This window comes from Aeromonas genomosp. paramedia, assembly GCF_023093515.1.
Classification (GTDB): Bacteria; Pseudomonadota; Gammaproteobacteria; order Enterobacterales; family Aeromonadaceae; genus Aeromonas.
In genome coordinates, this window is the sequence record NZ_JAAROG010000003.1 from 87,142 (window position 1) to 109,842 (window position 22,701).

17 protein-coding genes and 2 pseudogenes are annotated in these 22,701 nt (G+C 64.4%); 4 read left to right on the plus strand and 15 right to left on the minus strand.

The window, feature by feature from the left end:
* Positions 1-86: 86 nt before the first annotated feature.
* Positions 87-959 carry a LysR family transcriptional regulator gene (locus HB860_RS02870; RefSeq protein ID WP_247625693.1) on the plus strand — a complete coding sequence of 291 codons (873 nt, stop codon included), beginning with the start codon at positions 87-89 and terminating at the stop codon, positions 957-959.
* Here the strand turns inward: HB860_RS02870 and HB860_RS02875 are convergent, their stop codons facing one another.
* From HB860_RS02875 to torC, 13 genes and pseudogenes are all read right to left on the minus strand, one after another.
* Positions 960-2,384 carry a PTS transporter subunit EIIC gene (locus HB860_RS02875; protein WP_139437288.1) on the minus strand — a complete coding sequence of 475 codons (1,425 nt, stop codon included), beginning with the start codon at positions 2,382-2,384 and terminating at the stop codon, positions 960-962.
* An 88-nt stretch (positions 2,385-2,472) separates the two neighbouring features.
* The gene (gene panF / locus HB860_RS02880; protein ID WP_139437290.1) at positions 2,473-3,930 is read right to left on the minus strand and encodes a sodium/pantothenate symporter; all 1,458 of its coding nucleotides are present in this window, start codon (positions 3,928-3,930) and stop codon (positions 2,473-2,475) included.
* A gap of 68 nt (positions 3,931-3,998) precedes the next feature.
* Positions 3,999-4,247 (minus strand): YhdT family protein, encoded by a 249-nt coding sequence (locus HB860_RS02885; protein WP_139437292.1) that lies wholly within the window; start codon positions 4,245-4,247, stop codon positions 3,999-4,001.
* A gap of 114 nt (positions 4,248-4,361) precedes the next feature.
* Positions 4,362-5,702, minus strand: coding sequence for an acetyl-CoA carboxylase biotin carboxylase subunit (accC, locus tag HB860_RS02890; RefSeq protein WP_025326014.1), 1,341 nt, complete (start codon positions 5,700-5,702; stop codon positions 4,362-4,364).
* A gap of 15 nt (positions 5,703-5,717) precedes the next feature.
* Positions 5,718-6,179 carry an acetyl-CoA carboxylase biotin carboxyl carrier protein gene (accB, locus tag HB860_RS02895; RefSeq protein WP_139437295.1) on the minus strand — a complete coding sequence of 154 codons (462 nt, stop codon included), beginning with the start codon at positions 6,177-6,179 and terminating at the stop codon, positions 5,718-5,720.
* A 36-nt stretch (positions 6,180-6,215) separates the two neighbouring features.
* Positions 6,216-6,665 carry a type II 3-dehydroquinate dehydratase gene (aroQ, locus tag HB860_RS02900; RefSeq protein ID WP_005326561.1) on the minus strand — a complete coding sequence of 150 codons (450 nt, stop codon included), beginning with the start codon at positions 6,663-6,665 and terminating at the stop codon, positions 6,216-6,218.
* Positions 6,666-6,951: 286 nt separating this feature from the next.
* Positions 6,952-8,898 (minus strand): acetate--CoA ligase, encoded by a 1,947-nt coding sequence (gene acs, locus HB860_RS02905; protein WP_247625694.1) that lies wholly within the window; start codon positions 8,896-8,898, stop codon positions 6,952-6,954.
* 171 nt (positions 8,899-9,069) lie between these two features.
* A pseudogene (locus HB860_RS02910) lies at positions 9,070-10,377 on the minus strand (putative bifunctional diguanylate cyclase/phosphodiesterase); the annotation flags it as partial.
* A 93-nt stretch (positions 10,378-10,470) separates the two neighbouring features.
* Positions 10,471-10,863, minus strand: a pseudogene (locus HB860_RS22340) (PAS domain-containing protein); the annotation flags it as partial.
* Positions 10,864-10,969: 106 nt separating this feature from the next.
* Positions 10,970-11,338, minus strand: coding sequence for a hypothetical protein (locus HB860_RS02915; protein WP_247625696.1), 369 nt, complete (start codon positions 11,336-11,338; stop codon positions 10,970-10,972).
* 7 nt (positions 11,339-11,345) lie between these two features.
* Entirely contained in the window at positions 11,346-12,014 is a 669-nt protein-coding gene (torD, locus tag HB860_RS02920) for a molecular chaperone TorD (protein WP_247625697.1), read from the minus strand.
* A 99-nt stretch (positions 12,015-12,113) separates the two neighbouring features.
* On the minus strand, positions 12,114-14,606 hold the full coding sequence (torA, locus tag HB860_RS02925) for a trimethylamine-N-oxide reductase TorA (RefSeq protein WP_247625698.1): 2,493 nt from the start codon (positions 14,604-14,606) through the stop codon (positions 12,114-12,116).
* A 40-nt stretch (positions 14,607-14,646) separates the two neighbouring features.
* Positions 14,647-15,810 carry a pentaheme c-type cytochrome TorC gene (gene torC, locus HB860_RS02930; protein ID WP_139437305.1) on the minus strand — a complete coding sequence of 388 codons (1,164 nt, stop codon included), beginning with the start codon at positions 15,808-15,810 and terminating at the stop codon, positions 14,647-14,649.
* 151 nt (positions 15,811-15,961) lie between these two features.
* On the opposite strand from torC, the gene torR reads away from it, so the two are divergent.
* Positions 15,962-16,675 (plus strand): two-component system response regulator TorR, encoded by a 714-nt coding sequence (gene torR, locus HB860_RS02935; RefSeq protein WP_247625699.1) that lies wholly within the window; start codon positions 15,962-15,964, stop codon positions 16,673-16,675.
* A gap of 14 nt (positions 16,676-16,689) precedes the next feature.
* On the opposite strand, the gene torT is transcribed toward torR, so the two are convergent.
* Entirely contained in the window at positions 16,690-17,742 is a 1,053-nt protein-coding gene (gene torT, locus HB860_RS02940) for a TMAO reductase system periplasmic protein TorT (RefSeq protein ID WP_247625700.1), read from the minus strand.
* Positions 17,743-17,812: 70 nt separating this feature from the next.
* Between torT and torS the strand changes: the two genes are divergently transcribed.
* Positions 17,813-20,671: a TMAO reductase system sensor histidine kinase/response regulator TorS gene (gene torS, locus HB860_RS02945; RefSeq protein WP_247625701.1), complete on the plus strand. Its 2,859-nt coding sequence runs from the start codon at positions 17,813-17,815 to the stop codon at positions 20,669-20,671.
* Here the strand turns inward: torS and HB860_RS02950 are convergent.
* Positions 20,645-20,971: a hypothetical protein gene (locus HB860_RS02950; RefSeq protein ID WP_247625702.1), complete on the minus strand. Its 327-nt coding sequence runs from the start codon at positions 20,969-20,971 to the stop codon at positions 20,645-20,647. The two genes, torS and HB860_RS02950, sit on opposite strands and share 27 nt — an antisense overlap.
* Before the next feature lie 430 nt (positions 20,972-21,401).
* Here HB860_RS02950 and glyA point away from each other — a divergent pair, with 430 nt between their 5' ends.
* Complete coding sequence (glyA, locus tag HB860_RS02955; RefSeq protein WP_043153250.1) at positions 21,402-22,655, plus strand: serine hydroxymethyltransferase; 1,254 nt, start codon at positions 21,402-21,404, stop codon at positions 22,653-22,655.
* Positions 22,656-22,701: the final 46 nt, after the last annotated feature.

Consider the following 22,701-nt stretch of genomic DNA (forward strand, 5'->3'; position numbering starts at 1 on the left):
AATCGCTATGAGTGGGATTGCCAGAGAGTCTAGTCTGGTTGATTATTCCGATTAAGATGGGTAATCAGGACAGACTGTTTGTATATATGAACAATGTCGAACTGGAGTTGATGGGGCTGTTCGCCACCGTGGTGGAGCAGGGCAGTTTTACCGGGGCGGCCGAGGTGCTCGGCATGCCCAAGTCCTCGGTGAGCCAGAAGATCTCGCGCCTCGAGTCACGGCTCGGGGTGCGGCTGTTGCAGCGCACCACCCGCAGGCTCAGCCTGACCCCCCAGGGGGAGGTCTATGTGGAGCATTGCCAGGCCCTTCTGGCCCTGGCAAGAAGCGCCAATCTGGCCATGGCCAGGCTGCGCTCGGCCCCGGCAGGCCGGGTGCGGATCACCGCCCCCGAGGCGACCGGTACCCTGCTGCTTGGCCGGATCCTGGCCGAGTTTCGCGCCCTCTACCCCGAGGTGGTGCTGGAGCTGACCTTGAGTGACGAGCAGCTGGATCTGGTGGGGGAGGGCTACGATCTGGCGCTGCGGGCGGCGCCGCTCAAAGACTCCAGCCTCATCTGCCGGCGTATCGGCCAGGTGGCGCGCCACCTGGTGGCGGCCCCGGGTTATCTGGCGAGCCAGGGCACGCCGCAACAGCTGGCGGAGCTGGGAGAGCATGCTTGCCTGGTGCACGGGGCGCTGCCGGTGTGGCCACTGCAGGAGGGGGGCTGGCGACCGCAGGGGGCCTGCCTCAGCAACAGCCTGCTGGCGCTGAGGGAGCTGGCGCTCCATGAGGGGGGAATAGCCCTGTTGCCGGATCACGTCTGCCGGGACGATCTGGCGGCGGGGCGCCTGCTGAAGGTGCTGCCGGATCACCCCATACCTCCCAATCCCTTCTACCTCATCTATCCAAGCCGCGAACACCTGGCCCCCGCCCTGCGCAGTCTGATGGACTTCGTCGCCGAGCGCTTGCCCTTCGCCTGATCAGCGGTGCTGGCTGAGGGGGGCCTGGCCGGGCTCGAGGCCGAGGGGGACCGACTGGCGCTCTGCCAGCATGCGGATCTGCCCCTCGATGAGGCCGGCGTTGGGGCCCAGTACCAGCACCAGCTGATGCTCGTTGAGCTGGATCCAGGAGAGGCAGCCGAGCCTGGCCAGACGGGACTGATCCACCAGCGCCATCTCCCGCACCCGCAGGCTGAGCCTGGTCAGGCAGACGCTCATGGCCTGCAGGTTGTCCATGCCCCCCAGCATCTTGAGGTACTGGATGGCCAGCATTTGGGGATCCGTGGGGGCCACGGTTGCGAGCTGGGGCAGATCCTCGGCGATGGGCTTGCTCGGCAGGCTGAGGGGGGCGTATTCAAGCAGCCGGGAGAAGACCAGGGCATAGATGACGAAGAACAGGATGCCGAGGGGAATGAGCCAGAAACTGTGCTCGCCGGCGCCATAGCTGAGCACCAGATCCAGCAGCCCGGCGGAGAAGTAACTGCCTACCTGGATGCCGAGCCCGCTGCAGATGGCCAGCGACAGCCCGGTCAGCAGGGCATGGGCCAGGAACAGCCAGGGGGCGGTGAAGGCGAACAGGAATTCGATGGGTTCGGTGATCCCCACCAGGGCCGAGGTGAGCGCCAGGGTGAGCAGCAAGCCCCCCTGCGGCAGGCGTCGCATCCGCTGGCGATGGAGCCAGATGGCAAAGCAGGCGCCGGGCAGGCCGAACATGATGACCGGATAGAGACCCGCCACATAGCCCTCGTGCAGCGGCTGGGCGGCGGAGAGCGCCTGCAGGTTGCTCTCCCCCAGCCCCATGAGGCTGCCCAGCACCTGGTGCAGGCCGAGGGGGATCAGCAGCCGGTTCAGCACGCCGTAGCAGAAGGCGCCAAATGGCGTGGTGAGCAGGTCGGAGGCGAGCAGGGTGATGCCTTGCTCCAGCAGGGGCCAGAGCAGGGCCAGGGGCACGACCAGCAGCAGGCTGGCCAGGGCCGAGAGCAGCAGGCCGGGCAACTCCTCCTGCAGCGGCCGCAGCCAGCCGGGGAGGGAGAGGCTGCGGGTCCAGGAGCAGACCATGGCGGTGGTCAGGCCCGCCAGCAGGCCGCAGATCATGTCCGCATGCAGGCCGGGCTGCAGGGTGGCGAGCGCCGAGCTCAGCAGCAGGAAGTTGACCGCGCCGGCCAGGGCCTGCGCCCCTTGCCCCTGTCGGCTCAGCCCGAAGGCGATGGCCACCGCATAGATGAGCGGCATCTGGCTGAAGAGGGCGCGTCCGGCCAGGGAGAGCACCGCCAGATCCAGCACGTCCGGCTGGCCGAGCCGATAGAGCAGGGCCGCCAGCGGCAGAATGGAGACGGGCAGCAACAGGGCATAACCGAGCCGTTGCAGGGACTGGGTCAGGATCTTTCTGGCGTTCTGGACTGGCATAAGGGCGCGGCATTTTGTGACGTGGCGCACATTTTACCCACTCGCACCCATTTGGGAATAGGTGCGAGTCCCTTTATTGGCCCCTTTCTTATTTCTGATCAAACAATCGGCGAACCGACTGATCCGGGGCCGGGGTCAGCAGGCTGACCAGGATGAAGGCCGCAAGGCCGAGCGCCAGGCTCGGCACTATGGCGTGCAGGCCGGCCAGCTTGATCCCCCACTGACTCAAGACCCCGTAGCAGACAATGCCTGACACCATGCTGGCCAGGGCCCCTGGGCCATTGGCCCGCGACCAGTAGAGGCCGAGCACCAGGGGCCAGAGGAAGACCGCCTGCAGGCCGCCGAAGGCGAGCAGGTTGAGCCAGATGATCATCTCGGGGGGCTGCAGCGCCGCCAGCAGCACTAGCGTGCCGAGGATCAGGGTGCAGAGCAGGGAGAGCCGTGGAATGCGCACCTCCAGCTTCTCTTGGCGAGGATTGAGGTAGTTGAGGTAGAGATCCTTGACCAGGGTTGCCGAGGCCTGGATCAGCTGGGAGTCGATGGTGGACATGATGGCCGCCATGGGGGCCGCCAGGAAGACCCCGGCCAGCCAGGGGGGCAGCACCTCCATCATCAGGGAGGGCATGATCTTGTCCGGGCTGTCCATGCCAGGCAGGATGGCGCGACCCAGGGCGCCGGCGAGGTGCATGCCCAGCATCAGCAGGGCGCTGACCACGGTGCCGATGAGGATGCCTCTGTGCAGCGCCTTGCTGTCGCGGTAGCCGAAGCAGCGCAGGGCCGAGTGGGGCAGCCCCACCACACCGACGCAGACCAGGATCCAGAAGCTGAGCATGAAGGGCTGGGTCAGCATGTCGCCGGCACCGGTCGGGCTCACCAGCTTGGGATCGATCACCTTGAGCTGGTGGATGAGGTTTGGCAGGCCGTCACCGGCAATCAGTATCCCCGCCAGCAGGGCCCCTGTGCCGATCAGCATGATGATGCCCTGCAGGGCATCCGTCATCACCACGGCGCGAAAGCCGCCGATCACCGTGTAGAGCAGCACGCAGCTGGCAAACAGGAAGAGCCCCTGCTGGTAGCTGAGGCCGGTCGCCGTCTCCAGCAGGCGGGCGCCGCCGATGAACTGCACCACCATGGTGGCGATGAAGGCGAGGATGATGGTCACCGAGCCCAGCACCACCACCCACTTGCTGCGGTAGCGGGCCCACAGCATGTCGTTGATGGTCACCGCATTGACCCGGCGGGCTATGATGGCGAACTTCTTGCCAAGCACCCCCAGGGTGAGCCAGACGGTGGGCAGCTGGATCATCGCCAGCAGCACCCAGCCCAGGCCTATCTTGTAGGCGGCGCCCGGCCCGCCGATGAAGGAGGAGGCCGAGGTGTAAGTGGCCACCAGCGTCATGGCCAGCACCAGGCCGCCCATGCTGCGGTTGCCGATAAAGTACTCCTGCACGAAGTCACCCCCGGCGCGGTGGCGACCGGCCCAGAAGCCGACCCCGAGCACCAGCATCAGATAGACGAAGAGCGGCAGCATCAACTCAAGATTCATGGGGTGACTCCTGGGAGGCCAGCGGGACCTCGGTAAACCGGGGATCCGTCATGGATTCAGTACGCGGCTCAGGAGTCATGAGGGGGCTCCTCGGTGTCCAGAGGAATGTCGACGAACAGGCGATCCACCATGAGCGCACACAGGCCGATGAACAGCAGTGGCATCAGCATGCAGCTGAGCAGGAACCAGAGCGGCATATCCCAGAGTTCCAGCTCTTCCGGAATGAGATAAGCGGTGCCATACCAGGCAACGAAATAGAGCAGGGTCAGCAGCAGGCAGAGGGCTGCTTCCCGACGGGCGAGCGCGAAACGATTCACCTTGGCCTCCGACAATTTTGAGGGGCGCAAGGATAACAAAAAAGGGCCATGTCGCCATGGCCCTTTTTCAACAGAGGCTCCTTGCGGAGCAGACTTCCATCGGAAGTTAGATCCTTACAGACCCAACTTCTTGTGCAGATAGTGGATGTTGGTACCACCGTGCTGGAAGTTCTCGTCCTTCATGATCTCTTTTTGCAGGGCGATGTTGGTCTTGATCCCTTCCACCACCAGCTCGTCGAGAGAGTGACGCATGCGGGCGATGGCGATGTCACGGTTCTCGCCGTAACAGATCAGCTTGCCGATCATGGAGTCGTAGTAGGGGGGCACCTTGTAACCCGCATAGATGTGGGATTCCCAGCGCACGCCCAGACCGCCCGGTGCGTGGAAGCGCTGGATGAGACCAGGAGAGGGCATGAAGGTGGCCGGATCCTCGGCATTGATCCGGCACTCGATGGCATGGCCACGGAGACGGATGTCCTGCTGGGTGATCGACAGGGGCTGGCCGGCGGCGATGCGCAGCTGCTCCTTGATGAGATCCACGCCGGTGACCATCTCGGTGACCGGGTGCTCGACCTGGATCCGGGTGTTCATCTCGATGAAGTAGAACTCGCCGTTCTCGTACAGGAACTCGAAGGTGCCGGCACCGCGGTAGCCGATTTCGAGACAGGCACGCACGCAGCGTTCACCGATGAACTTGCGCATCTCTTCGGTGATGCCGGGTGCCGGCGCCTCTTCCACCACCTTCTGGTGACGACGCTGCATGGAGCAGTCCCGCTCACCCAGGTAGAGGGCGGTGCCCTGGCCGTCTGCCAGCACCTGGATCTCGATGTGGCGCGGGTTCTCCAGGTATTTCTCCATGTAGACCATGTCGTTCTTGAAGAACTGGCCCGCTTCGGACTTGGTCAGGGCGATGGCGGCGGCCAGCTCCGACTCGTTGCGCACCACGCGCATGCCACGACCACCACCGCCACCGGCGGCCTTGATGATCACGGGGTAGCCGATCCGCTTGGCGATGGTGGCGTTGCGCTTGGCATCGTTGTCCACCGGGCCGTCGGAGCCGGGTACGCAGGGGACGCCCGCCTTCTTCATGGCTTCGATGGCGGACACCTTGTCACCCATCAGGCGAATGGTCTCGGCGCGCGGGCCGATGAAGATGAAGCCGGATTTCTCGACCACTTCGGCGAAGTCGGCGTTCTCGGAGAGGAAGCCGTAGCCCGGGTGGATGGCGACGGCACCGGTCACCTCGGCGGCGGCTATGATGGCCGGCACGTTGAGGTAGGACTCACCGCTGGCGGGTTTGCCGATACAGATGGTTTCGTCGGCCAGGAGCACATGCTTGAGCTCCCGATCGGCGGTGGAGTGAACGGCCACTGTCTTGATCCCGAGCTCTTTGCAGGCGCGCAGGATCCGCAGGGCAATTTCACCGCGGTTGGCGATGACTACTTTGTCCAACATGGGTGGCGTCTTCCCTTATTCGATGATGAACAGCGGCTCGTCAAATTCGACGGCCTGACCATTTTCAACCAGGATCGCTTTGATCACACCGGCCTTGTCAGACTCGATTTGGTTCATCATTTTCATGGCTTCGACGATGCACAGGGTGTCGCCGACATTGACGTGCTGACCGACTTCCACGAACGGCTTGGCTTCCGGGCTGGAGGAGCGGTAGAAGGAGCCCACCATGGGGGAGCGCATCAGATGGCCACTCGGGGCGGCATCGGCAGCAGGGGCGGCGGCCGGAGCGGCAGCGGCGACCGGGGCGGCGGCTTGTTGAACCTGTGCCGGCTGCATCATCATCTGCGGGGCAACGCTAACCTGGCCGGAGAAATTACGGCTGATGCGAACGGACTCTTCCCCTTCGGAGATTTCCAGCTCGGCGATGCCGGACTCTTCAACCAGTTCAATCAGCTTCTTGATTTTGCGGATATCCATTAGCATTCTCTTTCTTCTTTATCTGATCAGTGATTATCAAGCCGCGCGCAACTGATGCACGGCCGCGGTTAAAGCGAATTGGTAGCCATCGGCACCCAGCCCACAAATGACCCCCTTGGCGACATCAGACAGATAGGAGTGATGGCGGAAGGGTTCCCTGGCATGCACGTTTGACAGGTGAACCTCGATAAAGGGGATGGCCACGCCCAGCAGGGCATCGCGCAGGGCGACGCTGGTGTGGGTGAAGGCGGCCGGGTTGATGATGATAAAATCCACCTGGCCCATGGCCTGATGGATGCGGCCGACCAACTCATGTTCGGCATTGGATTGCAGGTGTTCCAGGGTGACACCGAGTTCGTTGGCGTACTGGCTCAGATCGGCGACGATCTCATCGAGCGTCTTGCTGCCGTAGATTCCCGGCTCCCGCTTGCCCAGCAGATTCAGGTTGGGGCCGTTGAGCAGGAGGATTCGGTGATGTTGCGACATATTGAGTACATCCTCGATGATTATGCTGCTATCTATCAGCTATCTGTGGACCACCAAAAATCTAGCCACTTTCTGCACAATGCGGTGTGCCCTGGCACACAGATTTCGCAATTATATTGATTTCGTGAAAATTAGCAGCATTTTACTGGTCTAATCTCTACATCTGGCCATTTATTGAGCATGGCGGTGCCCGAAGCCGCTCTGCCGCAGCATCCACCTCTTCAGGCTTTCCAGACACGACAAAGCCGGCACAGGGCCGGCTTTGTCGTGCAGCAAGCGAAGGGGATCAGGCCGCTTCCGACTTCTCGCGGATCAGCTTGTCCACGACACCCGGATCCGCCAGGGTGGAGATATCTCCCAGGCTGTCGGTCTCGCCGGTGGCGATCTTGCGCAGGATACGACGCATGATCTTGCCGGAGCGGGTCTTCGGCAGCCCCTCGGCCCAGTGGATCACATCCGGGGTGGCGATGGCGCCTATCTCCTTGCGCACCCACTCCTTCACCTCCTTGTGCAGCTCGCGGCTCGGCTCCTCCCCGGCGATCAGGGTGACATAGGCGTAGATGCCCTGACCCTTGATCTCATGGGGCACCCCCACCACGGCCGCCTCGGCGATCTTCGGATGGGCCACCAGGGCCGACTCGATTTCGGCGGTGCCCATGCGGTGGCCGGAGACGTTCAGTACATCATCCACCCGACCGGTGATCCAGTAGTAGCCATCCTCGTCGCGACGGGCACCGTCGCCGGTGAAGTAGCGGCCCGGGAAGGTGGAGAAGTAGGTCTGCTCGAAGCGCTCGTGATCGCCGAACACGGTGCGCATCTGGCCCGGCCAGGAGTCGGTGATCACCAGGTTGCCCTCGGTGGCGCCCTCCAGCGGTTCACCCAGGTTGTCCACCAGGGCCGGCTGCACTCCGAAGAAGGGACGGGTGGCGGAACCGGGCTTGAGGGCGGTGACGCCGGGCAGCGGGCTTATCAGGATGCCGCCGGTCTCGGTCTGCCACCAGGTGTCGACGATGGGGCAGCGCTCGTCGCCGATGGTGCGGTAGTACCACTCCCAGGCTTCCGGGTTGATGGGTTCCCCCACAGAGCCCATGATGCGCAGGCTGGTGCGGGAGGTGCCTTCGACGGCCTCCTTGCCCTTGGCCATCAGGGCGCGGATGGCGGTGGGTGCGGTATAGAGGATGCTGACCTGGTGCTTGTCCACCACCTGGCTCATGCGGTTGGTGGCCGGGTAGTTTGGCACCCCTTCGAACATGAGGGTGGTGGCGCCGTTGGCGAGCGGCCCGTAGACCAGATAGGAGTGGCCGGTGACCCAGCCCACGTCGGCGGTACACCAGTAGATGTCCTCCTCGTGATAGTCGAACACGTACTTGAAGGTGAGGGCGGCATAGACCAGGTAGCCGCCCGTGGTGTGCAGCACCCCCTTGGGCTTGCCGGTGGAGCCCGAGGTGTAGAGCACGAACAGGGGATCCTCGGCGCCCATGGCTTCGGGCGGGCAATCCGGGCTGGCAGCGGCGACGGCGTCGTGCCACCAGATGTCCCTGTGGTCATGCCAGGCGACCTTGCCGCCGGTGCGCTTGAGGACGATCACCTTGCTGACCTTGGTATCCGGGTGGGTGAGCGCCTCATCCACGTTCTTCTTGAGGGGGATGGGGCGGCCGCCGCGCAGGCCCTCGTCGGCTGTGATGACGATGGAGGAGCCTGAGTCTATGATGCGACCCGAGAGCGCCTCCGGCGAGAAGCCGCCGAAGACGATGCTGTGCACCGCCCCGATGCGGGTACAGGCGAGCATGGCGATGGCAGCTTCCGGCACCATGGGCATGTAGAGGCAGACCATGTCACCGCGCTTGACCCCCTGGGCTTTGAGCACGTTGGCAAACTTGCACACCTCGGTGTGGAGCTCACGATAGGTGATCTTGCGATCCTCGGCCGGGTTGTCCCCTTCCCAGATGATGGCGACCTTGTCGCCGCGTTGGGCCAGGTGGCGATCCAGGCAGTTGGCCGACACGTTGAGCAGGCCATCCTCGTACCACTTGATGGAGACGTGGCCCGGATCGTAGGAGGTGTTCTTGACACGGGTGTAGGGCGTCATCCAGTCGAGGATCTTGCCCTGCTCCCCCCAGAAGGCGTCCGGGTTCTGCACCGACGCCAGGTACATGGCTTCATAACCTTCCTTGTCCAGCAGGGCGTCGCTACCTATGTGGGCCTTGACCGGATAGACCTTGCTCTCGCTCATCTCTCACTCCTGTGAATACATTTTTGTAATGATTGAGTAACAACTTATACCTTTGGCACGGGAGGGCAATTAGACTTTTGGATAGCGACGAGAGGGGCCGGTCGACATGGCCGAGGGATCGCGAAGAAGGGAGCCTGAGGCTCCCTTCTGTCATTGGGCTATCCGGGATCGTCAATGCCCTGTGGCGAGCATGGAGGTCATGTGGGGTTCGGACAGGGGATGGCTGAACAGGTAGCCCTGGCCCTCCTCGCAGCGCAGGGATTGCAGGAACTGGCGCTGGGGCTGGGTCTCTATGCCTTCCGCCGTGACCGCCATGCCGAGGCTGTCTGCCAGGCTGACTATGGTGCGGCACAGCTCCCGGCTGTGCCTGTCGTCGGGCAGCGCCTGCACGAAGGCCCTGTCTATCTTGATGCGGTCTATGGGCAGGCTTTTGAGCAGGCTCAGGGAAGAGAAGCCGGTGCCGAAGTCGTCGATGGCGATCTGCACTCCCAGCGCCTTGAGGCGGGTAAAGAGCCGCAGGCTCTGATCCACGCTCTGGATGATGCTCTCGGTGACCTCGATCTCCAGCCGCTCTGCCGGGAAGCCGGTCTGCGCCAGGATGGCGGTGACCCTGTCCACGTAGTCGGGGGAGCGCATCTCCCTCACCGACACATTGACGGACAGCCTGGGCACGGCGAACCCCTCCGCCAGCCACCGCTGTCCCTGCTGGCAGGCGGTGCGCATCACCCATTCCCCCAACTGCTCTATCAGGCCGCACTCCTCGGCCACCGGAATGAAGCGGGCGGGAGAGATGATGCCCTCGCTCGGGTGCTGCCAGCGCACCAGGGCCTCGAGGCCGCTGAGGCTGTCACTGGCCAGATCCGTCATGGGTTGGTACAGCAGGCGGAACTGCTGCTGCTCCATGGCCTTGATCAGCCCCTGCTCCAGGGCCATCCGCTCCCTCATCTGCGTCATCATCTCGGGGGAGTAGAACCGATGGCCGTTGCGGCCCCGGCGCTTGGCCTCATGCATGGCATTGTCCGCCGCACTGATGAGGCTGTCCGGGGTCAGGCCATGATCCGGGTAGAGGGCGACCCCTATGCTGGCGGAGAGCCTCACCCGCTCCTGCCCTATGTCGGCCGGATCGTGGAGCCTGTGTTGCAGCCGCTCGATCAGCCCCACCAGCTCCTGGGGCTGTCCGATGTCGGGCAGCAGCACCAGAAATTCGTCTGCGCCGAGCCGGGTGGCGAGATCCCCCGGGCGCAGGCTGTGGCGGATGCGCTCCGCCAGCAGCTTGAGCAGCAGATCCCCGGCACTGTGCCCCAGGTTGTCGTTGATCAGCTTGAAGCCGTCGAGATCGATGAACAGCAGGGCGAGGGGCAGCCGGTTGAGCCTGGCCGTCTCCATCTCCAGTGCGAGCCGCTCCTGCAACAGGCTGCGATTGCCAAGGTCGGTGAGGGGGTCGTGATAGGAGAGGTGGTGGAGCCTGGCCTCCGCCTGGTAGAGCCGCTGTGCATGCAGGCTGCTGGTCTCCTGGATCTCCCCGGTGAAGCGGGTCAGGCCCAGGTAGGCGCGGGGATCCTGGGTGAGATCGCGGGCGATGAGGAAGATGCCATTGAAGAGCCCTGTCGCGTCCATCAGGGGGCTGCAGCTCATCTGCCAGCGCCTCGGCCCGCCGGGGCGGGAGACATGGATACAGCCGAGATCCAGCTCGGCCCGGGGGGCGCCATCGAGCAATTGCTTGAGCCGGGGGAGCAGCATGGGCGCCTGGGCCGGGGTGATGTCAAACAGCGTCTTGCCGAGGTGATCCCCCTGCGCCAGACCGCTCAGCTCGGTGAAGATACCGTTGACGCCACGGCACCTGAAGTCACGATCGAAGACCCCTATCCCAAAGGGTGCCAGCTCGAACAGTTGTTGCCATTCATGAAGGGATAACGGGCCTGACAAATGCAGTGTCTGAACCGATTCGGGTAGCACTTTTTCCATGGAGGCTCCTGAATTGATTTCATTGTCATTTAGATGACTGTGTCAGTATGGCAGGAAGTTTCAAGAGGAAGAAAAAGTCTGGGAATGATGTCAAATCAAGGGGATGTCAGCCTTTCTGGCGGCCGAATGCCTGAATGCCGCGCACCAGCACCAGCCAGCCGAGCAGGTGGAACGGCAGGGCCAGCAGGTAGAGCAGCAGGAAATGTGACTCGCTGCCGCTGCTGTTGATGAAGCCAATCCAGGCCACCAGCAGGGTCAGCATGCCCGCTATCTGGAAGCGGCGGCGCAGCACCACTTCCACGCCGAGATTGGCAAGGTAGAGGGTGAGCAGAATGCCGCCAAAGCCGGTCAGCTGGGCGGCGCCGTACAGTTCCCTGTCCGGGTGGAACAGCAGGACGGCGAGGGGGGTCAGGCCCTGATCCAGCGGGATCAGGGCCAGCAGCCAGCATGCAATCAGAAACAGGGCTGTCTTCATGCGAGGCTTAGTCGGCGGACTGTGCCGGCTTGACCAGGCTGAGGTAGTTGGCATCCATGGTGAGGAAGACCCCCAGCAGACGGGCACTGGCGCCGTAGAAGCCAAACTGGTCGGCGGCGCGACAGGCGGTCTCGAACTTGTCGAACCAGCCCAGCAGATGGTGGTGCAAGAGCGCTTCCTGCTCCTGCAGCCATTGCGCCCGCTCGGCGGCTGTGGTCGCCTCGGCGGCGCGAATGATGAGGTTGCCCATCAGATCCAGCTCGATGGCCAGGTGATCGGCGGGCTCCTTGTACTTGTCGCTGACATTGATGCCGAGGCGATCGAGGCGGGCCTGCATCTCGGCCATGGGGGCCTGCATCATCAGCTTGGCCTCGCCCCGGTAGAGGGACTCGTAGGGCAGGGCGCCCTGCTTGGGATCCACCAGGAAGAGGCCGGCGAAGTCGGCGGCGAGCTCCAGCTGGCGATCGGTGCGCACCAGCAGGCGGGCGATGGCGTCGTTGAGCTCGGTCACTGCCTCGCGCATGGGATCCAGGGTGGAGAGGCTTTTCAGGAAGCTTCGCACGTCATAGGTGTCATATTCGGCGATCTGCTCATCACTGAGTTCGGCGGCAAACAGGGTGGAGAACCACCAGTAGAGTTGGGCCCGGCGTTCGCTGGTAGCCATAAATTCCTGCATTTTTCCTCCGTGGATGGCAATCGGGAGCCTTGATGGCTCCCGATTCTAACGACTTTAAAAATAAAGGAAACTCAAGGGGGCGCTTTCGTCCCCCTGGGGTCAGAGTGCCGGGAACATGGGGTCGATGCCCTTTGCCGACTCGGGCGCGCCGAAGGCTGTGACGGCGGGCGCCTGTCCGCGGAACTTCTCGATCTCCACCAGCGCGGTATGAGCTGTGGTGGCCTGCGCCAGGCTGGAGGAGCCGATGTCGGCGGTCAGCACGTTGGGATCGCCGTAGGTGCAGAGCGTGCCGACCTTGCCGCCCTCTTGCGGGCCATACCAGGCCCCCTCCTGGATCCTGACGACGCCGGGGGCGTAGTCATCGCTCACCACCAGACCGGCCAGCACCTGACCGCGGCCGTTGAACACCCGCACCAGATCGCCGTCCTTGAGGCCGCGCGCTTTGGCGTCCTGCGGATTCATGTAGACGGGCTCGCGACCCTGCACCGTGTAAGTGGCGCGGTAGTTGTCGGAGGAGCAGAGCTGGCTGTGCAGCCGCTTGTCCGGGTGACAGGATTGCAGGTGCAGCGGGAAACGCGCGCTGCCCGGCCCGCCGTGGGAGCGCTCGTAGGGCTCGATCCAGACCGGGTGGCCCGGGCAATCCCCATAGCCGTAGTCGGCGATGGTCTTGGAGTAGATCTCGATAAGGCCGGACGGGGTGCCCAGCGGTTCCAGATCCGGCTCCTGACGAAACGACTCGTGGCGCACCCAGGGCTGGCCCGCCGGGAAGGTGACGAAGCCTTCGCCGTGCCAGAACTGGCTGAAGCGGGGCAGCCGGATGCCGATGCCGCGGCCCTGCAGGCGGGCGTCGTCATAGATGCTCTGGATCCACTCCAGCTTGCTCTTGCCGCCGGTGAACTCGGCCTCGCGACCGAAGCGACGGCAGAGATCGGCGAAGATGTCATAGTCATCGCGCGCCTCGAACAGCGGCTCCACCACCTTGTACATGGCCAGAATGCCGGCGTTGGAGTGGGAGCCCCACTGCTCGATGTCATCGCGCTCATAGGTGGTGGTGGCGGGCAGCACTATGTCGGCGAAGCGGCAGCTGGCGGTCCACTGGTGATCGATGCTGACCACGGTTTCCAGCTTGCGCCAGGCCGCGACCATCTTGTTGCGATCCTGCTGGTGGTGGAAGGGGTTGTTGCCGCAGAACACCGCCATCTTCATGTGGGGGTAGGTGATGGTCTGGCCGTTGAAGGCGATGGTCTTGCCCGGATTGAGGATGCAGTCGACGAAACGGGCCACCGGAATGAATTTGGAGTAGCCCTTCCAGTCGCCGTCATGGCGCGGCTTGACCCCGGGAATGACCGAGCTGAAACCGGACATGATGGGGCCGCTGGAGGTGATGGTGCCCGCCCCGTTGTAGTGCCAGCCAAAGCCGTAGCCACCGCCCGGCAGGCCGATCTGGCCAATCATCGAGGCCAGTACCACCAGCATCCAGGCGTACTGTTCGCCGTGGTGCATGCGCTGCACGCACCAGCCGCCGATAAGCTGGGTGCGGCCGCTGCTCATGGTGCGGGCCAGTTCGCGGATGGTCTCGGCAGGCACGCCACAGATGGCGGCGGCCCACTCGGCGTCCTTCACCTGACCATCGCTGGTGCCCAGCAGGTAGGGCAGGAACTTGTCAAAGCCGGTGGTGTAGTTCTTCAGGAACGCCTCGTCGTGGCGCTTCTCGCTGTAGAGGGTGTGGGCTATGCCCAGCATCAGCGGCACGTCGGTCTGCGGATTCAGGGTCACCTGATCGCAGTTGAGGTACTTCTGGGTCTTGGATTTGACCGGGTCGATGCTGATCACCCGGATCTCGCCCTTGGCCACCTTCTCTTTGAGCTGCGCCCAGTAGTCGTAGACGCTGTGATCCGGCACCAGCCAGCCCACCTGAAGGTTCTTGATGGGATCTGAACCCCAGATGACTATGGTCTTGCTGTGCTCCAGCACCAGCGGCCAGGAGGTCTGCTGTTCGTACACCTCCATGGCCCCTGCCACGTGGGGCAGGATCACCTGGGCGGCGCCGGTGGAGTAGTCGCCGGCCTTGGCCAGATAGGTGCCGTGCAGGTTCATGGCGCGCCCCAGCATGGCGCCGGCGGAGTGCAGCTTGCCCACCGACTGCCAGCCGGAGTGACCGGCATAGAGGGCGCTCGGGCCATGGGTCTTCTGCACCCGCTCCAGCTCGTGATAGAAGAAGTCCAGCGCCTGTGACCAGGTGACCCGCACGAAGCGATTCTGGCCGCGTTCGCTGGTGTCGGACTGGTGGCCCTTGCGCAGCCAGTCCAGCCGTACCATGGGGTAGCGGATGCGGGAGGGGTTGTAGACCACCTCACTCAGGGCCTTGAGCATCTCGGTGGGGTGCTTGTCATGCTCGAACGGCAGGGTCTCGACCCAGCGGCCGTCCACCACCCGGGCACGGAAGGCGCCCCAGTGGGAACCGGATTGCACCAGCTTGTCGCCGGACTCGGCGGCCATCACGGCGCGACCGAGCAGGGAGGGGCCGATCAGGGCAGAGGCACCGCTGGCCAGCAAGCCACCCAGAAAACCACGACGGGAAATGTTGATCATCTTGTTATTCCTCTCTCGGATCCGGAACTCGAATCCGGAATTAGTGGCTGCCCTGACCACCGGTGTCGGCGGCATGGTTTTGCAGGTATTTGAGCAGGGTGCGCTCCTCTTCCTTGCTCAGGCGGTAGTAGGCGGACATCGCCTTGAGCCCCGAGATCCAGCCGTTGGCGGTGAAGTGAGCCGGGTCCGGCGCGCCGTGGCAGGAGTTGCAGGTGGACTTGTACATCTCGCCGGCGTAATCCCAGATGGGTTTGAGGGAGGGCTCGAGCCCCTTGCCATCGACCCAGGCCTGTACCTGCACCTGCTCCCACTGGATATGGGTGGCGCTGTCGGTCTCCTGCTTGAGCACTTTCTCGCTCGCTTTCAGCTCGTCACGGACAGTGGCGACGAAGACCCGTTTGCCCATGTATTCGCTCAGCACCCGGCCCTTGCCGTCGCGCTCGCGCCACCCTTCGATGGTCACCTTGAGGCGATCGCCGCTGCGGGCCACCACGTCGATGCGGGAGGCGGGCAGCAGCTTGCCGACCGGGTCGGTGCTCTGCTCGCTGGCATAGAGATCCTTTTCACCCAGGGTGTAGAGGGTGTCGCCGGCTGGCGCCTCTTGCGCTTCGCTTGCCAGGGTGGCGTAGGTGGCACGGAAGCCCCCCGCCATGTTGGGCAGTTCGTGGGCGATGCCCTTGTGGCACTCGATGCAGTTCATGTTCTTCGCCGCCGCATCCTTCATCGCCAGCGCTGCCGCCGGGGACTGCTTGGCGTGATCCATGTTGTCGTAGCTGTGGCAGGACTTGCAGGTCTTGGAGTTCTGGCTGCTCATCCGGGCCCACACCTTCTCGGCCAGGTGCAGGCGCCTGTCCTCGAATTTCTCCTGGGTGTCGATGCTGTGGCCTATGTACTCCTGATAGAGGTCGTTGGCCGCCTCCATCTTGCGGGCCACCTTGCCGACGAAATCCTTCGGCTGGTGGCAGTCGGTACAGATGGCCTGTACCCCGGAGGCGTTCTTGAAGTGGATGGACTCCTTGTACTCCGGATAGACGGTGTCCTTCATGGAGTGGCAGGAGATACAGAACTCGAGGCTGCTGGTCTTCTCGAAGCCGTAATGCAGGCCGACGCTGCCGGCCAGGGTGACCCCGACGCCGGCCAGAACCAGCGCCAGCACCGACCAGCGGCGGCTGGGTGTGCGCAGGAAGTGCCACAGTTTTTTCATAGCTGTCTCTCATCATCATGACTTTTTGATGAGGGCCATGATAGGGAGAGGCTGTGAACAGGGTTGCCGCGGTAAATTAACGAAATAGGGGTATTTATGACAAAATGTGAATAGAATAATCCTCCCTTGTCGACCTTCGTGAACCCTGCCCATGAGCTACCACATTCTGGTTGTTGAAGATGATGCGGTGACCCGCGAGAAGCTGACCGGCTATTTCGAGCGGGAGGGCTATCGGGTGACGGCGGTGGAAAACGGCCAGGAGATGCGCGCCGTGCTGGCGGAGCAGACGGTCGATCTGGTGATGCTGGACATCAACCTGCCGGGGGAAGACGGTCTGCTGCTGACCCGTGAACTGAGGGCGCGCAGCACGGTCGGGATCATTCTGGTCACCGGCCGCAGCGATGCGGTGGACCGGATAGTCGGCCTCGAGATGGGGGCCGATGACTATGTCACCAAGCCGTTCGAGCTCAGAGAGCTGCTGGTGCGGGTCAAGAATCTGCTGTGGCGGATCTCGTTGGCTGCCGCCTCTCCGAGCGAGCCTGCGGTGGCTGACGATGCGGTGCGCTTTGGCCCCTGGCGTTTCGACATTCCCCGCCGCCAGCTCAGCAAGGACGGGGTGCCGGTGCGCCTGACCAAGGCCGAATACGAGGTGCTGGTGGCCTTCGTCGCCCACCCCGGGCGGGTGCTCAGCCGGGAGCGGATCCTGACCCTCATCAGCCATCGCGGCGATGGCCCGAGCGATCGCACCATAGACGTGCTGATCCGGCGGCTGCGGGGCAAGATGGAGCTGGATCCCCGGGATCCCCAGCTCTTTGTCACCGTCCATGGTGAAGGCTATCTGTTTGCCGGTGAGCTGGCTCCCTGAGTCAGCTGGCTTGGCTATTGGTCGGCTGGGGCGGCACCGACCCGGTAGACGGGGCGAAAAGCCCCCTCGGAGAGGGAGTCGCCGGTGTCGGCCAGGGGGCCATCCAGGGTCAGAATAGGGGGGCCCATCACCCGGGGGCACTGCTGCTCGTCCGCCTCGGGATGCTGTAGCAGGCAGACGGCCTGGGCCACGGCAAGGCGGCCCTGCAGCCGCATCTGATCGCTGTTGGCCGCCAGCATCTTGCCCCGCAGCAGGCCGCGCTGCACCCCGTGACTGAAGTAGGTGCCGAGCACTCTGGGGTGGTCGAGCCGGCGTTGGGCCAGCTCGTTGACCGCCACTTCGGCGGCAATGGCGCCCCCCACCAGATAGTCGAGGTCCGGGTGGCGGGCCAGGGTCTGCTGCACCAGGGTGCGCTGGATCTCGCGGCTGTTGTCGCCGCGTGCCGTGGTCACCAGCCTGATGGCGCTCCCCCGGATGGCATCGGCAAAACCGGGCTCGACCACGTTGTTGCCACCGCTGCTCTTGGGGCCCGGGAACAGGGCAACCGAGACGGGTTTGCTGCCCGCCGGGTGACGCAGTGCCAGCCAGTGCCCCATCTGCCAGCCCATCTGATACCAGGAGACCCCCACCTTGGCACGCACCAGGCCGGCGGGCAGATCGTTGACCAGGCCGAATACCGGTAGCGGGCTGGCGGTGATTGCCTCCCTTAGCCCCTCATAGCTCACGGCGCCAAGCAGGATGGCGTCGCTCCCCTCCCTCACGCACTGCTGCAACTGCTGGCGCTGCTCGGCCAGGGCACCGTAGCCCCCCGCCTCGTGGATCCGCAAGCTGACCCCAAGCCGTGTCGCCTCTTCCACCATGCCCTGATTGACCGACAGCCAATAGGCGTCCCGCAGATGGGGATAGAGGGCGCACAGGGTCAGGGGAGATGGAAGAGGCGCTGGCCCTGGCCACAGGAGGCGCACGGGCTGGCCGCTGAAGGCGCCACCTGGCCAGTGATCCACCTCGAAGGCGAGGAGGGGGCCAGGGAGCAGCATGAGCAACAGGGAGAGATAGACGCTTCGCATGAGCCGGGGTTTTGTTAAAGTGTGGGTCCACATTATCCGGTCAAAGCCGACCACAACCAAGGTGCCGAGCGTGAGAATCTTTTCCGGCCTGGGGGGCAGGCTGCTGCTGGCCTTCTCCCTGATGGCGCTGCTGACCCTGAGCGCCTCCCTGCTCGGGTGGATTGGGCTCACCCACCTGCGCCAGCTGGAGCAGGGGGTGCAGCAGACCCTGGCCGATCAGGAGCGGGCCCGTACCCTGGCGCGCCTGAGCGGCGAGATCCAGAGCGCCTCCCATCTGCTGGCCACGGCGACCAGCGAGGCGGAGCGCGAGCATCAGGGACGCTTGCTCACCCTGCAGGGACAGCAGATGCAGCGCCTGCTGGCGCAGCTCGGCGGTGAGGGGGACAGGCAGGTGCAGGAGCAGCTCCACCCCCTGAGCCAGAGCATCATAGGCAACCTGGGGCAGCAGGGCTGGCTGGTGGGGGAGCGCCTGACCCTGATGGCGCAAGGCAACGACCTGCGCGCCCGCCTGGTGGCCGCAGCCGGCGAGGTGGCGGAGCTTGCCCGCAGCCAGATGGAGAATGCAGAGACCGTGATGGTGGCAGGGCTCGGCTCCCTCTACCCCTTGCAGGGGCGCGCCGCCGCAGCAGCGATAGATCGCTTGCTGGAGCAGGATCTCGACTGGCTGGAGCAGATGACCGAGCTGCGTCACAGAACCCTGATGCAGCAGCAGCGCATCGAGGAGATCTGGCGCGGCGAGCGGCAGGAGCGCTTGCAGGCACTGTTGCAAGATGGACAGCGGGAGCTGGCGATATTGCAGCTGAGGGCCGGGGCGGTGACGGATCCGGCCCGTCGCCAGGGGGTGGAGCAGGCCCTCGCCGTGCTGGCGCAGAGCGACCAGCTGGTGCAACTGCGCAGCGACTGGCTCGGCAAGGGGGAGGCGCTGCGGGTGCTGGCCAGCGCCAATGAGGCCCTGATGAGCAGCCTCAACCAGCAGGTGGGTGACCTGGTCAGCCGTGCCCGCGACTCCCTGGGGCAGAGTCAGCAGGCACTGAGCCAGCGTCTCAGGCTGCTGGAGCAGGCCCTGATGGGCATTGGCCTGCTCACCCTGGTGCTGCTGATGCTGCTGATGTGGCGCATGGTCTACGGCCGCATCGTCTGGCCGCTGCAACACGCGGTGGCGGGGATGAGCCGGCTGGCGCGGGGGGATCTGGCCCCCCTTGACCCGATCGCCAGTGCGGGCCGTGACGAGCTGGCGGAGCTGGGACGGGCCCTGCAGGTGTTTCGTGACAATGCGGTCGAGCTGGGCCGCTATCAGCGGGAGCTGGAGTCGCGAGTGGTGGAGCGGACGGAGCAGCTCAGCCATGCCAATCTGCGCCTCAACGAAGAGGTGGAGAAGCAGCGCCTGGCCCGCGCCGAGGCGGAACAGGCCAATCGGGCCAAGTCGGTCTTCCTCGCCACCATGAGCCACGAGATCCGCACCCCCATGAACGGCATTCTGGGGGGGCTGACCCTGCTGGAGGACACCCATCTCAGCGAGACCCAGCGGCGTTATCTCGCCGCCATAGAGCACAGCGGCGAATCCCTGCTGGAGATCCTCAACGACATCCTCGACTACTCCAAGATCGAGGCGGGCCACGTGGAGGCGCGCCGGGAACCCTTCCCGCTGCATCAGCTGGTCGATGAGCTGAGCGCCCTGTTCCGGCCCAAGGCAGAGGCAAGAGGGGTGGCCCTGGTGCTGGAGTACGCCCCCACCCTGCCTCCCGTGGTAGAAGGGGATCTGGGCAAGCTGCGCCAGGTACTCGCGAACCTCCTGGGCAACGCGGTCAAGTTCACCGCCAGGGGCCGGATCTGCCTCGAGGTGAGCCCCCTCCCATGCGGCGGCCCCTGCGCCGAGCCCTGCATCCTGTTCGTGGTGAGCGATACCGGCCCCGGCATTCCTGAACAGGAGAAGGAGGCGGTGTTCGAGGCGTTCCGCCAGCGCAAGCGGGACATGGGGCACCAGGGGGGCACAGGGCTGGGGCTTGCCATCAGCCGCAGGCTGGTGGCCGCCATGGGGGGGGAGCTGTGCCTTGCCAGCCGGCCCGGGGAGGGTTGCCGCTTCAGCTTCAGCCTGCCCCTGCAACGCTCGGCCGCCCAGCTGCCGACCGCGGCCCAGCCGCTGCACCTCGGCCAGCCTCGCGAGATCCTGCTGGTGGAAGACAACGAGATCAACCGGCTGGTGGCGCAGGGCATGCTGACGCGCCTGGGCCATTGCGTCACCCTGGCGGAAGACGGGCGCTCGGCGCTGGCGCGGGTGACGGAGCGGAGTTTCGATCTGGCGCTGCTCGACATCAATCTGCCGGACATGGATGGCCTGTCCCTGCGCGAAGATCTGGCCGCCATCAGCGAGGAGGTGCACGAGCGCCCCCTGCCTGCCATCGCCATCTCGGCCCAGATGTACCCCGAGGATATCCGTCTCTGTCTGGAGGCGGGCTTTGCGGACTTTGTCGGCAAACCGGTGCGTCTGGCGGCGCTGGCCAGCGCCATCGACCGTCAGTTCCAGATAGAGACAGCGCAGGCCCTGCCGGACGCGAGGGAGGGCACCGTCAGCCCGCCGGCCCCCCAGGCCGCCAACCCCGTGCTGGACGCCGACCTGGCCTTGCTCGGCAGTCAGCGCATCCGTCAGCTCATCGGATTGTTTGAATCCCAGGGGGCGGCCCTGGTGGCCGCACTGGTGCGGTGCGAGGGGGAAGAGCGCAAGGGGATGGCCCACAAGCTCAAGGGCAGTGCCCTGGCGCTCGGGCTGGATGACTTTGCCGCGCAGTGCGCCGCCCTGGAGGCGGGGGATGCCGATCCGGCGGGGCTGGCCGGGGCGTTTGATGCGGCGGTGGCGACGCTCAAGGCGTGGCAGGAGAGGCAGCCGTCGGCCCCGGCATGCGCCTCAACCTGGTCTGCTGCCGACGACTGATCTGCCGCTCCCTTCCTGCTCCTCGTCTCTGTAGAGCGCCTGCTTGCAGCGGGGGCAGATGTGCTGGCGCCGGTAGTCGGCCTGGTGCACCACCCCCACCTCGAGCTGCTGATGGTGGCCGCAATGGATGCAGAAGATGATATCGCCATCGACGGCCTCGGGGTGGGCCGCCAGGTACTGCGCCCGGGTGGGCAGCGTCTCCCAGCGGGTGGTGCAGGCGCCCTTGCGACTGCCGGTGTAATAGACCCAATAGAAGATGGCAAAGACGGCGACAATCACGAACAGCATCAGATGATCCATGGAATTTCCCCTTGTGGTGAGAGAGGCAAATGCAGGGCTCTGGTGCGACCCTGTGCGCCAAAGGGCCCTGCCGTTGCCAGCCGATGGCCGCTCGCCAGGCTTCGCAGCCCCTGTGCTGTCTAAAGATGTTATCTGTTAGTAAATGCTATATCCATGATCTGGCTCTGGTTTTTGCCCTCCATTGGGGAGGACTCAGGGGGCGGGTCAGACAGGATTGCCGGGCGTCCCGGGAGGGGCCGAGCCGACGGAAGGGGCGCCTGCCCCGCGAGAGGCAAGGGGAAAGAGGGGTGTCCGGCTTCGAAAATTGCGACGTATTTTACATTTTATAAACAAGTTTTTGGGTGGTTGGACTGTCTCTTTGATCCAGCTCACGTTACAATGCGCGGGCCCACTTCACCTATCGCGCAAACGATTTTCAGGAGATAAACGGATGTTGAAACGTGACATGACCATCGCCGGCTATGATCCAGAGCTGTGGCAGGCCATCACAGACGAAACCCGTCGTCAGGAAGAACATATCGAGCTGATCGCGTCTGAGAACTACACCAGCCCCCGCGTCATGGAAGCCCAGGGCTCCCAGTTGACCAACAAGTACGCCGAAGGCTACCCGGCCAAGCGTTACTACGGCGGTTGCGAGTACGTCGACGTGGTCGAAACCCTGGCCATCGAGCGCGCCAAGGAACTGTTTGGTGCCACCTATGCCAACGTGCAGCCGCACTCCGGCTCCCAGGCCAACAGCGCCGTCTACATGGCCCTGCTGCAGCCGGGCGACACCGTGCTGGGCATGAACCTGGCCCACGGTGGTCACCTGACCCACGGCTCCCCGGTCAACTTCTCCGGCAAGCTGTACAACATCATCCCCTACGGCATCGATGAGTCCGGCAAGATCGACTATGACGAGATGGAACGTCTGGCGGTCGAGCACAAGCCGAAGATGATGATAGGTGGCTTCTCCGCCTACTCCGGCATCGTCGACTGGGCCCGCATGCGCGAAATCGCCGACAAGATCGGTGCTTACCTGTTCGTCGACATGGCCCACGTGGCCGGTCTGATTGCCGCTGGCGTCTACCCGAACCCGGTGCCCCACGCCCACGTGGTCACCTCCACCACCCACAAGACCCTGGCCGGTCCGCGCGGTGGTCTGATCCTCTCCGCCGCCGACGACGAAGATCTGTACAAGAAGCTGAACTCCGCCGTCTTCCCGGGTGGTCAGGGCGGCCCGCTGATGCACGTCATCGCCGGCAAGGCAGTGGCCTTCAAGGAAGCGCTGGAGCCAGAGTTCAAGACCTACCAGGCCCAGGTCGTGAAGAACGCCAAGGCCATGGCCGCTACCTTTATCGAGCGCGGCTACAAGATCGTCTCCGGCGGCACCGACAACCACCTGATGCTGGTTGACCTCATCGGACGCGAGCTGACCGGTAAGGACGCCGACGCCGCACTGGGCAAGGCCAACATCACCGTCAACAAGAACTCGGTGCCGAATGACCCGCGCTCCCCGTTCGTCACCTCAGGTGTGCGGATCGGTACCCCGGCCATCACCCGCCGCGGTTTCAAGGAAGCCGAGTCCATCCAGTTGGCCAACTGGATCTGCGACGTGCTGGACAACCACGACAACGACGCCGTGCTGGCCACCGTTCGCGAGAAGGTGCTGGACATCTGCCGCCGTTTCCCGGTTTATGCCTGATACGCCAGAGACTCTGGTATAAAAACAATGCCACCCCAGGGTGGCA

Excerpts from the sequence above, each read along its gene's own strand:
- HB860_RS02870 (WP_247625693.1), top strand. The coding sequence starts at position 87 with ATGAACAATGTCGAACTGGAGTTGATGGGGCTGTTCGCCACCGTGGTG.
- HB860_RS02875 (WP_139437288.1), bottom strand. The coding sequence starts at position 2,384 with ATGCCAGTCCAGAACGCCAGAAAGATCCTGACCCAGTCCCTGCAACGG.
- panF (WP_139437290.1), bottom strand. The coding sequence starts at position 3,930 with ATGAATCTTGAGTTGATGCTGCCGCTCTTCGTCTATCTGATGCTGGTG.
- accC (WP_025326014.1), bottom strand. The coding sequence starts at position 5,702 with ATGTTGGACAAAGTAGTCATCGCCAACCGCGGTGAAATTGCCCTGCGG.
- accB (WP_139437295.1), bottom strand. The coding sequence starts at position 6,179 with ATGGATATCCGCAAAATCAAGAAGCTGATTGAACTGGTTGAAGAGTCC.
- aroQ (WP_005326561.1), bottom strand. The coding sequence starts at position 6,665 with ATGTCGCAACATCACCGAATCCTCCTGCTCAACGGCCCCAACCTGAAT.
- acs (WP_247625694.1), bottom strand. The coding sequence starts at position 8,898 with ATGAGCGAGAGCAAGGTCTATCCGGTCAAGGCCCACATAGGTAGCGAC.
- HB860_RS02915 (WP_247625696.1), bottom strand. The coding sequence starts at position 11,338 with ATGAAGACAGCCCTGTTTCTGATTGCATGCTGGCTGCTGGCCCTGATC.
- torD (WP_247625697.1), bottom strand. The coding sequence starts at position 12,014 with ATGCAGGAATTTATGGCTACCAGCGAACGCCGGGCCCAACTCTACTGG.
- torA (WP_247625698.1), bottom strand. The coding sequence starts at position 14,606 with ATGATCAACATTTCCCGTCGTGGTTTTCTGGGTGGCTTGCTGGCCAGC.
- torC (WP_139437305.1), bottom strand. The coding sequence starts at position 15,810 with ATGAAAAAACTGTGGCACTTCCTGCGCACACCCAGCCGCCGCTGGTCG.
- torR (WP_247625699.1), top strand. The coding sequence starts at position 15,962 with ATGAGCTACCACATTCTGGTTGTTGAAGATGATGCGGTGACCCGCGAG.
- torT (WP_247625700.1), bottom strand. The coding sequence starts at position 17,742 with ATGCGAAGCGTCTATCTCTCCCTGTTGCTCATGCTGCTCCCTGGCCCC.
- HB860_RS02950 (WP_247625702.1), bottom strand. The coding sequence starts at position 20,971 with ATGGATCATCTGATGCTGTTCGTGATTGTCGCCGTCTTTGCCATCTTC.
- glyA (WP_043153250.1), top strand. The coding sequence starts at position 21,402 with ATGTTGAAACGTGACATGACCATCGCCGGCTATGATCCAGAGCTGTGG.